Origin of the sequence: Leucobacter ruminantium (assembly GCF_017565705.1) — a bacterium.
Classification (GTDB): Bacteria; Actinomycetota; Actinomycetes; order Actinomycetales; family Microbacteriaceae; genus Leucobacter; species Leucobacter ruminantium.
In genome coordinates this window covers 106522-118130 of sequence record NZ_JAGDYL010000006.1, presented here as the reverse complement: position 1 = coordinate 118130, position 11609 = coordinate 106522, and the positions used below count along the sequence as shown (strand labels likewise).

General features: G+C 73.4%; 11 protein-coding genes. 5 read left to right on the top strand and 6 right to left on the bottom strand.

Annotated features, from left to right (window positions below):
- Window positions 1–37 precede the first annotated feature (37 nt).
- The 5 genes from J4H91_RS05095 (at window position 38) to J4H91_RS05075 (ending at window position 4554) form a co-directional block, all read left to right on the top strand.
- The gene (locus J4H91_RS05095) at window positions 38–955 is read left to right on the top strand and encodes an acyltransferase domain-containing protein (RefSeq protein ID WP_208045287.1); all 918 of its coding nucleotides are present in this window, start codon (window positions 38–40) and stop codon (window positions 953–955) included.
- A 17-nt stretch (window positions 956–972) separates the two neighbouring features.
- Complete coding sequence (locus J4H91_RS05090) at window positions 973–1977, top strand: beta-ketoacyl-ACP synthase III (protein ID WP_208045178.1); 1005 nt, start codon at window positions 973–975, stop codon at window positions 1975–1977.
- Between the two features lie 113 nt (window positions 1978–2090).
- The gene (locus J4H91_RS05085) at window positions 2091–2339 is read left to right on the top strand and encodes an acyl carrier protein (protein WP_017794148.1); all 249 of its coding nucleotides are present in this window, start codon (window positions 2091–2093) and stop codon (window positions 2337–2339) included.
- Window positions 2340–2423: 84 nt separating this feature from the next.
- Entirely contained in the window at window positions 2424–3668 is a 1245-nt protein-coding gene (locus tag J4H91_RS05080; RefSeq protein WP_208045177.1) for a beta-ketoacyl-[acyl-carrier-protein] synthase family protein, read from the top strand.
- A 121-nt stretch (window positions 3669–3789) separates the two neighbouring features.
- Complete coding sequence (locus J4H91_RS05075; RefSeq protein WP_208045176.1) at window positions 3790–4554, top strand: glutamine amidotransferase; 765 nt, start codon at window positions 3790–3792, stop codon at window positions 4552–4554.
- 75 nt (window positions 4555–4629) lie between these two features.
- On the opposite strand, the gene J4H91_RS05070 is transcribed toward J4H91_RS05075, so the two are convergent.
- The 6 genes from J4H91_RS05070 to hemE are packed head-to-tail and all read right to left on the bottom strand — an operon-like array spanning window position 4630 to window position 11559.
- Entirely contained in the window at window positions 4630–6018 is a 1389-nt protein-coding gene (locus J4H91_RS05070) for a glutamate-1-semialdehyde 2,1-aminomutase (RefSeq protein WP_208045175.1), read from the bottom strand.
- Window positions 6015–6998, bottom strand: a complete 984-nt coding sequence (gene hemB / locus J4H91_RS05065; RefSeq protein WP_208045174.1) for a porphobilinogen synthase — start codon at window positions 6996–6998, stop codon at window positions 6015–6017. Before hemB ends, J4H91_RS05070 begins: the two co-directional genes overlap by 4 nt.
- Window positions 6995–7891 carry a uroporphyrinogen-III synthase gene (locus J4H91_RS05060; RefSeq protein ID WP_208045173.1) on the bottom strand — a complete coding sequence of 299 codons (897 nt, stop codon included), beginning with the start codon at window positions 7889–7891 and terminating at the stop codon, window positions 6995–6997. The genes hemB and J4H91_RS05060 overlap by 4 nt, the downstream gene beginning before the upstream one ends.
- Window positions 7888–8973, bottom strand: a complete 1086-nt coding sequence (gene hemC / locus J4H91_RS05055) for a hydroxymethylbilane synthase (protein ID WP_208045172.1) — start codon at window positions 8971–8973, stop codon at window positions 7888–7890. The genes J4H91_RS05060 and hemC overlap by 4 nt, the downstream gene beginning before the upstream one ends.
- Complete coding sequence (locus J4H91_RS05050) at window positions 8970–10448, bottom strand: protoporphyrinogen/coproporphyrinogen oxidase (RefSeq protein ID WP_208045171.1); 1479 nt, start codon at window positions 10446–10448, stop codon at window positions 8970–8972. The genes hemC and J4H91_RS05050 overlap by 4 nt, the downstream gene beginning before the upstream one ends.
- Window positions 10438–11559: a uroporphyrinogen decarboxylase gene (gene hemE, locus J4H91_RS05045; RefSeq protein ID WP_208045170.1), complete on the bottom strand. Its 1122-nt coding sequence runs from the start codon at window positions 11557–11559 to the stop codon at window positions 10438–10440. Before hemE ends, J4H91_RS05050 begins: the two co-directional genes overlap by 11 nt.
- Between the last annotated feature and the right edge of the window lie 50 nt (window positions 11560–11609).

Genomic DNA, 11609 nt, shown 5'->3' with positions numbered 1-11609 from the left:
GCAGAAACGCGGACCACGATCTGAGAAGATGAGAGACGTGATTGTTATCGCCTGCCCTGGACAGGGCTCACAGACCCCCGGATTCCTGAGCGAATGGCTCGAGCTTCCCGGCAGCCGCGAGTTCCTCGGCGAGGCCTCCGAGCGCGCCGGGGTCGACCTGATCGCGCACGGCACCGAGAGCGATGCCGAAACGATTCGCGACACCGCCGTGGCGCAGCCGCTCATCGTCGCTGCGAGCCTGCTCGCCTGGCGAGAGCTCTCGGCGCGCACCGACCCCGGAGGGGCCGGAGTCGCCGGGCACTCCGTCGGCGAGTTCGCGGCAGCAGCCGCGGCCGGCGTGCTCTCCGAGGGCGACGCGCTCGCCCTCGTCGGCGAGCGGGGTCGCGCGATGAGCGAGGCCGCGGCTCAGGTCGAGACCGGCATGTCGGCCGTGGTCGGCGGCGTCGAGGCCGATGTGCTCGCGAAGATCGAGGCCCACGGCCTCACCCCTGCCAACCGCAACGGCGGCGGCCAGATCGTCGCGGCGGGCGAGCTCGCCGCGCTGCGCGCCCTCGCCGACGACGCCCCCCGCGGAGCCCGTGTGATCCCGCTGCAGGTGGCGGGCGCGTTCCACACCTCCTTCATGGCGCCGGCGATCCCCGCGCTCGAGCGCGCGGCGGCGGGCGTCTCGGCCTCCGATCCGGGCAGGCCGCTCTGGACCAACTCCGACGGCTCCCGCGTGGAGAGCGGTGAGCGCTTCGTCGAACTGCTCGTCTCGCAGGTCGCGAACCCCGTCCGCTGGGACGCCTGCATGACCGGGTTCCAGGATGCCGGCATCACCGGCCTCATCGAGCTCACCCCGGCGGGCGCCCTCACCGGCATCGCGAAGCGGGCGCTGAAGGGCGTGCCCGCGGTCGCGATCAAGAGCCCTGCAGACCTCGACGCGGCGATCGCCCTGGTCGCCGAGTCCGCCTGACCGGAAGGATCACGTACATGGCATCACTCGTGCAGCCCACGGGGCCCGCCCACACCCGCATCCTGGGTCTGGGTGCCGCCCGCGGCGACCTGAACGTCCCCAACGACGACCTCGTGGGCCCCATCGACTCCTCCGACGAGTGGATCAGGCAGCGCACGGGCATCGTGCAGCGTCGTCGCGCGAGCGCGTCGGTGCAGGCCGTCGACCTCGCGGTCGAGGCCGGCGAGGAGGCGATCGCGAAGTCGGGGCTCGAGCGTTCCGAGATCGACGGCGTGATCATCTCGACCATCTCGAACGTCGCGGTGACCCCTTCGATGGCCGCCCTCGCCGCGCATCGCCTCGGCCTCACACCCGCCGCCGCCTTCGACATCTCGGCCGCCTGCGCCGGTTACGTGTACGGAGTCGCGCAGGGCGACGCGCTCGTGCGCGCGGGTGTCTGCAAGAACGTGCTCGTGATCGGCGCCGAGAAGCTCTCGGACATCGTCGATCCCACCGACCGCAGCATCTCCTTCCTGCTCGCGGACGGCGCCGGCGCCGTCGTCGTCGGCCCGAGCGACCGCACCGGCATCGGCCCCACCGTGTGGGGCTCCGACGGTGAGAAGTGGGACACGATCCGCGTCACCTCCACCTTCGAGGAGTACCGCGCGAACCCGACCGAGGTGCCGTGGCCGACGCTGCGGCAGGATGGGCAGACCGTGTTCCGCTGGGCCGTCTGGGAGATGGCGAAGGTCGCGAGGCAGACGCTCGAGGTCTCCGGCATCGAGCCGGGCGACCTGGCAGCCTTCATCCCCCACCAGGCGAATATGCGCATCGTCGACGAGTTCGCGAAGCAGCTCAAGCTCCCCGAGACGGTCGCGATCGCGCGCGACATCGAGATGCAGGGCAACACCTCCGCGGCTTCGATCCCTCTCGCCATGCACGCCCTGCTCGAGGAGCGGCCCGAGCTGTCCGGCGGCCTCGCGCTCACCATCGGCTTCGGCGCGGGGCTCGTCTACGGCGCACAGGTCGTCGAGCTGCCGTAGCCCCCGCGCGTCGCGCCGCGAGCGGCGCGCTCCCGGGTCAGACTGGTACGGCCGAATATACTTCCACAGTCCCATCGACACTCAACATCACCATCAACACAAGGAGAACCCACATGGCATTCAGCAACGAAGAGGTCCTGGCAGGTCTGGCCGAGCTCATCAACGACGAGACCGGCATCGCCGCTGACGTCGTCGCGCTCGACAAGTCGTTCACCGACGATCTCGACATCGACTCGATCTCGATGATGACCATCGTGGTCAACGCCGAGGAGAAGTTCGACGTGAAGATCCCCGACGAGGAGGTCAAGAACCTCAAGACCGTCGGCGACGCCGTCGACTTCATCGTCAAGGCTCAGGCCTAAGCCACCTGCACGGGGTCGGGCCGTTTCGGCCCGGCCCCTCCCCCACACACTTCCGTTCCACACCCGACCGCGGAGCACTCACACATGACGAAGAAGATTGTCGTTACGGGCATCGGCGCATCCACCCCCATCGGCGGAACCGCGCCCGAAAGCTGGACCGCCCTGCTCGCAGGAGAGTCGGGCGTGCGCACGCTCGACAACGACTGGGCCGAGCAGTACGGGCTCGCCGTGAACTTCGCGGGCACGGCCAAGGTCGACCCCGCCGAGGTGCTGGAACGACCGGTCGCGAAGCGACTGGATCCCTCGAGCCGATTCGCCCTGGTCGCGGCGCTCGAGGCCTGGGCCGACGCGGGCGAGCCCGAGGTGCCCTCCGAGCGTCTCGGCGTCGATTGGGCCACGGGGATCGGCGGTCTCTGGACCCTGCTCGACGCGTGGGACACCCTGCGCGAGAAGGGCCCGCGCCGCGTCATGCCCCTCACCGTGCCCATGCTCATGCCCAACGCGCCCTCCGCGGCGGTGTCGATGCACCTCGAGGCCCGCGCTTACGCGCGCACCGTCGCCTCGGCCTGCGCCTCGAGCACCGAGTCGGTGGTGAACGCCTACGAGCACCTGCAGGCCGGTCTCGCCGATGTCGTCATCGCCGGCGGCGCCGAGGCCGCGATCCACCCGATCACTCTGGCCTCCTTCAACTCGGCGCAGGCGCTCTCGAAGCGCGTCGACTCGCCCGAGACGGCGTCGCGACCCTACAACGTCGACCGCGACGGCTTCGTCATGGGCGAGGGAGCAGCAGCCCTGGTGCTCGAGACCGAGGAGCACGCCCTCGCGCGCGGCGCCAGGATCTACGCCGAGATCGCGGGCGGCGGAGTCACCGCCGACTCGTACCACATCACCGCTAACGACCCCGAGGGCCGCGGTGCTAGCCGCGCCGTGCACATCGCCCTCGAGCAGGCCGGCGCCACCCCCGATGACGTCACCCACATCAATGCGCACGCCACCTCGACCCCCGTCGGCGACATCGCCGAGTACACGGCGCTGCACAAGGTCTTCGGAGACCGCGTGAAGCAGATCCCCGTCTCCGCGACCAAGGCGGCCACGGGTCACCTGCTCGGCGGCACGGGTGCGCTCGAGGCGCTGTTCACGGTGCTCGCGGTGCAGAACCGCCTCGCTCCCCCGACCATCAACCTCGTCGAGCAGGATCCCGAGATCCCGCTCTCCGCCTCGCCCGAGGCGCAGCCGCTCGGCGATGGGCCGCAGCTCGCGATATCGAACTCCTTCGGGTTCGGCGGCCACAACGCCGTGGTCGCGGTCCGCTCCTACGACCGGTCCTGATCGGCGACCGGCATCGATCGGTCACCGCAGGTCATCCACTTCGATCCCAGAGGGATCCTGCCGCGCGTAACAGTTCGTGATCCGCTCGGCAGGATCCCTCGCCAACGCTACGGTAGTGAGCATGAAGCCGTTCCTCCTCATCACGACCCGGGGCGAGGACCTCGAGGCCGCTGACGAGCACGCGGCCTACTGCCGCCTCACGGGGCTCCTCCCCGAGGATCTCGAGTGGCGCCGCATCGACCGCGCCCCGCTCGGGCCGATCGACTTCGAACGCTACTCGGGCATCATCCTCGCGGGCAGCCCCTTCACCGTGAGCGAGCCCGTCGAGAGGAAGTCGCCGACCGAGCTGCGAGTGGAGCGCGAGCTCGCCGAGCTGCTCGACGAGGTCGTGCGGCTCGACGTGCCGTTCCTGGGCGTCTGCTACGGCATCGGCACGATCGGCGCGCACCAGGGCGCCCGCGTGGACCGCACCTACGGCGAGACCTCGCAGGCCGTGCTCATCAGCCTCACCGAGGAGGGCGCGCGCGACCGGCTGTTCCACGAGCTGCCCGCCGATTTCTACGCCTTCGTCGGACACAAGGAGGCCATCAGCGCGGTACCCGAGAGCATCGTCGTGCTCGCGGGCTCCCCCACCTGTCCCGTGCAGGCCTTCCGCGTCGGCAGCAACGTCTACGCCACCCAGTTCCACCCCGAACTCGACACGGCCTCGTTCTCCTCGCGGGTGCGCGCCTACGCGAGCCACGGCTACTTCGAGCCGAGCGAGGTCGACACGATTCTCGCCCGCGCGGCGAGCGTGGATGTGCGCGCCTCGCACATGGTGCTCGGGCGGTTCGTCGAGGAGTACCTCTGCTCGACCCCCGCGCCCGCGCCGAGCGTCGCGGCGTAGGGTTCTCCCGCAGGCTCGACGGGCGGAGCGAGTCGAATCCTGGATCGCTCCTCGATTTCGACTCGCTCCGCTCGCTCAATCCGCGGAGGGAGGCCTCGCCGACGCCGCCGCCCGCGCGGCGGCGGGCAGCGCCGCGATCACGCGTTCGATCGCGGCGTCGTCGTGCGCCGCGGTCACGAACCACGCCTCGAAGGCGCTCGGCGGCAGGTTGACGCCCTGCTCCAGCATCGCGTGGAAGAATGCCCGGTGGCGCCACGTCTCCTGCCGTTGCATGTCGGCGTAGTCCCGCGGCGCTTCGGTGTAGTCGCCGAAGACGGGGCTGAACAGTGTGCCCGCCCGCTGCACGCGGTGCGGCACCGAGGCGGAGGCGAGTGCCTCCGAGAGGCCGCTCGAGATCGCGTCGGCCGCGCGGCCCAGTCGAGCGTAGGCGCCGTCATCCGCAAGGCGGAGCGTCGTCAGTCCGGCGGCCACCGCGAGCGGATTGCCCGACAGCGTGCCCGCCTGGTAGACCGGGCCGAGCGGGGCGAGCAGCTCCATGAGGTCGGCGCGGCCCCCGAGCGCGGCGAGCGGGAGCCCGCCGCCCACCACCTTGCCGAAGGTGACGAGGTCTGGGGCGGCGCCCTCCGGCATGTCCGCGCGCTCGATGCCCCAGTATCCGCCCGGACCGGCGCGGAAGCCGGTGAGCACCTCGTCGAGAATCACGAGCGCGCCGTGCGCGTGCGCGAGCTCGATCATGCCCCGGGTGAAGCCGCGCTCGGGCGGCAGCACGCCCATGTTGGCGGCTGCGGCCTCGGCGATGACGGCGGCGATGCGGTCGCCGTGCTCGGCGAAGGCGCGCTCGAGGGCGCCGAGATCGTTGTAGGGCAGCACGAGGGTCTGCGCGGCGGTCTCGGCCGTGACGCCGGCGGAGCCCGGCAGGGCGAGCGTGGCGAGGCCGGAGCCGGCCTCGGCGAGCAGTCCGTCGGAGTGCCCGTGATAGTGGCCGGCGAACTTGATGAGGAGCGGGCGGCCCGTCGCGCCTCGGGCGAGCCGAATCGCCGTCATCGTGGCCTCGGTGCCCGTCGACACGAGGCGCACCCGCTCGACGAGCGGCACGCGCGCGATGATCTCCTCTGCGAGCTCGGCCTCCTCGGGCACGGAGGCGCCGAAGCCGAGCCCGCGGCTCGCCGCGCTGCGCACGGCCTCGACGACGTCGGGCTGCGCGTGGCCGAGCAGCGCAGGGCCCCACGAGGCCACGAGGTCGACGTACTCGGCGCCGTCGGCGTCGGTGACGTAGGGTCCGCTCCCCGAGACGAGGAAGCGCGGGGTGCCGCCGACGGAGCCGAATGCGCGCACCGGCGAATTCACACCACCCGGGATCACGCGGGAGGCCCGTTCCGCGAGTGCCGCGCTGCGGGCGGGGCCGGCGGGTGCCGCGGGAGTCGAAGCCGCAGGCACCGGCGCTCCGCCGATTCCGCCGCTCATCGGATCCACCCCGCGAGCTCGACGGCGAAGTAGCTCAGCACGGCATCGGCCCCCGCGCGCTTGATGCCGAGCACCGACTCCTCGATCGCTCGTCTGCGGTCGATCCAGCCGTTGGCGGCCGCCGCCTCGATCATCGCGGCCTCCCCCGACACCTGGTAGGCCCAGACGGGAACCGGACTGAAGGCCGCGACATCGGCCAGCACGTCGAGGTAGGACATGGCCGGCTTCACCATGAGCACGTCGGCTCCCTCGGCGAGGTCGAGCTCGGCCTCGCGCACGCCCTCGCGACGGTTCGCGGGATCCTGCTGGTACGAGCGGCGATCCCCCTGGAGCTGCGAGTCGACCGCCTCGCGGAACGGACCGTAGAAGGCCGAGGCGTACTTCGCCGAGTAGCCGAGGATCGCGGTCTCCTCGTAGCCGGCCTCGTCGAGCGCCTCGCGCACCGCCGCGACCTGCCCGTCCATCATGCCGGAGAGCCCGAGCACGGCCGAGCCGGCCGCCGCCTGAGCGAGCGTCATGGATCGGTAGCGTTCGAGGGACGCGTCGTTGTCGATGCCGCCGTCGCCGTCGGGGTCGAGCACGCCGCAGTGGCCGTGGTCGGTGAACTCGTCGAGGCAGAGGTCGGTCTGCACCACGAGGGCGTCGCCCGCCTCCTCCACGACGGCGCGCGTGGCGAGGTTGAGGATGCCGTCGGGGTCGTCGGCCGCGCTGCCGCGCGCATCGCGCTGCTCGGGCACTCCGAAGAGCATGATGCCTCCGACGCCGGCTTCGGCCGCTTCGGCCGCCGCGCGCCGCAGCGAGTCGATGGTGTGCTGCACGGTGCCGGGCATCGACGAGATCGGGCGGGGCTCGTCGATGCCCTCGCGCACGAACGCGGGCAGGATGAGCTCGGCCGGGTGGAGTCGGGTCTCGGCTGCGAGACGCCGCAGGGCCGGGGTGCGGCGGAGGCGTCGGGGTCTGATGACGGGTGGCCTGTTCATGCGTGGGTTCCTTCTGCGGGTGAGGGATCGGAAGCTGGGAGGGGGCGCCCGGCGAGCGCAGTGGTGAGCGCGTCGAGGAGCGCCTCGGGGGTGGGATGTTCGGCGACGGCCGCGACGGGGATCCCGTGCACGGCGAGTGCGCGGGCGGTGGGAGCACCGATCGCCGCGACGGAGATGCCCGAGGGGAGGTCGGTTCCACCTCCGGGGGCGGCACCGGCACCGGGCGCGGCGCCCTGCACCCGGGTGAGCGCGGGCCCGAATCGGCGGGCCGCCTCATCGGCGCCGGAGCCGCTGAGCACGAGAACGGCGTCGACCGCACCGGCGGCGACCCGAGCCTCGATGCCGGGGTCTCGCGGCGTCGGGAGCGTGCGGTAGGCCGTGACCCTCTCGGGCGCGTGACCGGCGCGGGCGAGGGCGGTCTCGATCTCAGTGCCCGCCAGCTCGGAGACGGGCAGGAGGATGCGCATGGCCGCCGCACCGACGGCCGTGCCCCCGCGCTCGACCGTCCCGATCCGCGAGAGCAGCGCCGCCGCGAGACCGACGGCCGTACAGTCCCGCTCGGGCTGCAGGGCCACCCGGAAGCCGCGCTCGCGAAGCGCAGCGGCGGTCGTCGGGCCCACCGCCGCCACATCGGCGTCCGCACCGGGCAGCGCGCCCGCGTCGGCGAAGGCGTGCGCGCCGTTCGCGCTCGTCACCACCAGCCAGTCGTACGCCCCGCGGTTCCACCGTTCGACGGCTGAGGCGAGCGGCGAGGGATCGCGGGGCGGCGCAGTCTCGAGGAGCGGCGCGACGATCGGCTCGCCGCCGCGCTCGCGGATCGCGTCGGCCCAGCGCGCGCCCGCGGCGCCGCCGCGCGGCACGAGGATACGGCGCCCCGCGAGCCCGGTGGTCATCGCGGTGCTCCCGGGAGTGATGAGTCGGGGCGGGACCCTCCCGGGCGGTCCGCCCCCGGTGCCGTCCCGGAGAGCGGAGCGATCATCGCGGCGCCCATCTCGAACAGGCGCTGCGCGACGGCCCGTCCGAGCCGCTGCGGGGTCTGCGCGTGCTCGGGGTCGCCTGCCGCCCAGGGCAGTTCCTCCACCGTGACGAGGCGCTGCGTGCCGTCGAGGCTCGCGACCTCGGCGCGCAGCACGAGCCTGCCCTCCCCGACGTGCGCGGTCGCGCCGACGGGCGCGCCGCAGCCGGCCTCGAGCGTGGCGAGGACGGCGCGCTCCGCGAGGGCGCTCGCGCGCGACTCCGCGTGGTCGAGCGCGGCGAGGGCCTCGGCGTATGGCGAGCGCGTCGCATCGTCGGCGCGCACCTCGATAGCCAGAGCCCCCTGCCCGGGTGCTGCCGGCGCCTCGTCGAGCGGGAAGCGCTCGGTGATCGACTCGGATCGCCCCAGCCGGTCGAGCCCGGCGCAGGCGAGCACGACGGCGTCGAGGTCGACGCCGACCCGGCCGAGGCGGGTGTCGACGTTGCCGCGCAGATCGCGCACGTCGAGGTCGGGGCGACGCGCGAGGAGCTGCGCGGCGCGGCGCGGCGATCCGGTGCCGACCCGCGCGCCGCTCGGCAGCGCGTCGAGCGTCAGCCCGTCGCGCGCGCAGAGTGCGTCGCGGGCGTCCGCGCGCTCGGGGATCGCGCCGATCCCGATGCCCGGGCAGGCCCCGGTCGGCAGGTCCTTCAGCGAGTGCACGGCGAAGTCGCACTCCCCCGCGAGCAGCGCGTCGCGCAGGGTGCTCACGAAGACGCCGGTGCCTCCGAGCTGCGAGAGCGGCGCGCGCGAGGTGTCGCCCTGCGTGGTGACGATCACGAGGGCGACGTCGAGCCCGGTCGCGGCGGCCATGATCTCGGCGACGGTCGTCGTCTGCGCGACGGCGAGGGCGCTGCCGCGCGTGCCCACCCGCAGCAGGCCGGGCGCGGCGTCGACGGCTCCCTCGGCGACGAACACGCGCGTCCCCTCTGCTCCGGTGTTGTGACGGTCGAGGGTGTTCATGCGGCTGACTCCTGGGGTCGGGCGGCTTCCCCGCGGTGCGGGTGGGGTGCGGTCGGACGGTGGCCGCCGCTGCGCGAGGGATCCCTCAGCGCCTCGAGCAGGCGGCCCGCCGCGGCGCGGGCGGCCGGCACGACCGAGGCGAGCCCCGTGCCCGCGACCCAGTCGCCGGTCACGTCGATCGCGGGCTCGGGTTCGCCCGTCGTGCGCGAGGGATCCCTCATCGCATCGAGCGGCGAGGGATCGGAGGCGGGCAGTGACATCTCCCACTGGTGCCTCGCGAAGGCGCGCACGTCGCGGGATGCGAGTTCGATCCCGAGTATGCGCGACGCGTCGGCCAGGGCGAGCGCGCGCGCCGCATCGTCGTCGAGACCGTCCGTCTCGGGCGAGCTGCCGGCGCGGCCGTAGGACAGCCTGAGCAGGTGTCTGCCCTCGGGGAGAGCGGCGGCGCGGTCGGGCCACTTCGCGGTGACGTGGGTGAGCGCCTTGGCGCGGATCCCGTGCTCCGCGCCGTCGGGGGCGACGAGCACACCGGTGCCGCGCGGGGCGCCGTCGAGGCGGGAGTCGTCGATCAGCAGTGCGATCACCTCGACGCGGTGCTCGGAGCCCGGCCGCTGCGGCAGGCCGAGGACGGCGCGGGCTCGAGACTCGGGAACCGCGAGCAGCAGCGCATCGGCCGAACCGGTTTCCTCGCCGGATGAGCCGCGCAGCAGCCAGCGGCCCCCGATCCGTTCGACGCCGCAGATCGGCGTGCGCGTGCGCACGGGAACGTCGGCCGCGGCGAGGTCCGTCTCCAGCGCCGCGACGAGCGGCGCCATGCCTCCCTCGAACGCCGCGACCGCCCCGCCGGCCGAGGTCGTGCGGTCGCGGAGCTCGCGGGCGGCGCGGAGCAGGGATCCGCGGGCGGCGAAGGCCTCGGCGAGTCCCTGCGCCGCCGTGACGGGCAGCTCCTCGGGGTCGGAGGCGTAGACGCCGAGCGTCACGGGACGCACGAGCCGTTCGACGACGCGGGCGCCGAGTCTGCTGCGCACCAGCGCGCCGAGCGAGCGCGAGCCGCGCCCCGCCCGGGCGGGCAGCAGGGGTTCGATCGCTGCGCGCAGCGCTCCCCTGATGCCGAGCACGCGGCGCGAGGCGGCCGACAGCGGCGCGACGGGAATGCCGAGGGTGCCGGCTGGCGGCAGCGGCGCAGCGACCCCGCCCGCGATCACCCAGCTGCCGAGCTGAGCCGGGGCCGCCACGCGATCGCCCAGCCCGAGCTCGTCCGCGAGGGCGGACACCGCTCCCCCGCGCGTCGCGAAGGCCTCGGCCCCGACGTCGAAGCGGTGGCCGCCGAACTCCGCCTGGGCGATCCTGCCTCCGAGCGCGTCCCCGGCCTCGTAGACCTCGACCGAGGCGCCGCCGCGGGCGAGGTCGCGCGCGGCCGTGAGACCTGAGATACCGCCCCCGACGACGGCGACCCGCGGTCGGTCATCGGGCATGGGCGAGCTCCACGATGCGCGTGAGCACCGTCGGGTCGGCCGTAGGCGGCACGCCGTGGCCGAGATTCAGCACGTGGGCGGGTGCCCGGAGACCGCGCCGCAGCACGTCGTCGAGGTGCGCTTCGAGGACGGGCGCGGGAGCGTCGAGGTAGGCCGGGTCGAGGTTGCCCTGCAGCGGCACCGCATCGCCGAGGCGGCGGCTGGCCTCGTCGAGCGGTGTGCGCCAGTCGACGCCGACGGTCACGGCGGTGTCTGTGTCCGTGTCTGTGTCTCGGCCGACCGATGCGATCTCCTCGAGCAGGTGGCCGGAGCCGACGGCGAAGTGGATCACGGGCACGAGGTCGCGCACGGGCGCGAGCGTGGCGCGCGAGGCGGGAGCGACGCGCTCGCGGTAGTCGACCGCGCTCAGGGAGCCGGCCCACGAGTCGAAGAGCTGCACGGCGCTCGCGCCCGCGCGCACCTGCGCCTCGAGGAAGGCACCGCTCAGCTCGGCGACCCAAGCGAGCAGTTCGCTCCAGGCCTCGGGATCGGAGTGCATGAGCGAGCGAGCCCGCAGGTGGTCCTTCGACGGGCCGCCCTCGACGAGATAGGCCGCCAGGGTGAAGGGTGCTCCGGCGAAGCCGATGAGCGGCGTTCCGCCGAGCTCGGCGACGCTCGCGGCCACGGCGTCTGCGACCGGTCCGAACGATTCGCGCAGGCGCTCGACGGGGTGCTCCCGCCTGCAGCGCGCGACGTCGGCCGCCGTGCGCACGGGGTCGGCGAACACCGGCCCGCGGCCCGCGACGAGCTCGACGTCTACCCCGGCGAGCAGGAGCGGCACCACGATGTCGCTGAAGAAGACGGCCGCGTCCACGCCGTGCCTGCGCACCGGCTGCAGGGTGATCTCCGACGCCGTAGCGGAGTCGAGGCATGCCGCGAGCATCGGGATGCCCGCGCGCAGCTCGCGGTATTCGGGCAGCGACCTGCCTGCCTGACGCATGAACCAGACCGGGGTGCGTTCGGGGCGGTCCCCGCGCAGGGCGCGCACGAGCGGGGCATCGGCCGTACGGCCGTCGAGCAGCGGGTGTCCGGCGGGAAGCGCGGCGGACCGGGTGTCGGTGAGATCGTTCATCGGATGGAATGCTAGCTTATAGATCTGATGAGATAGATCAGATCTACGGA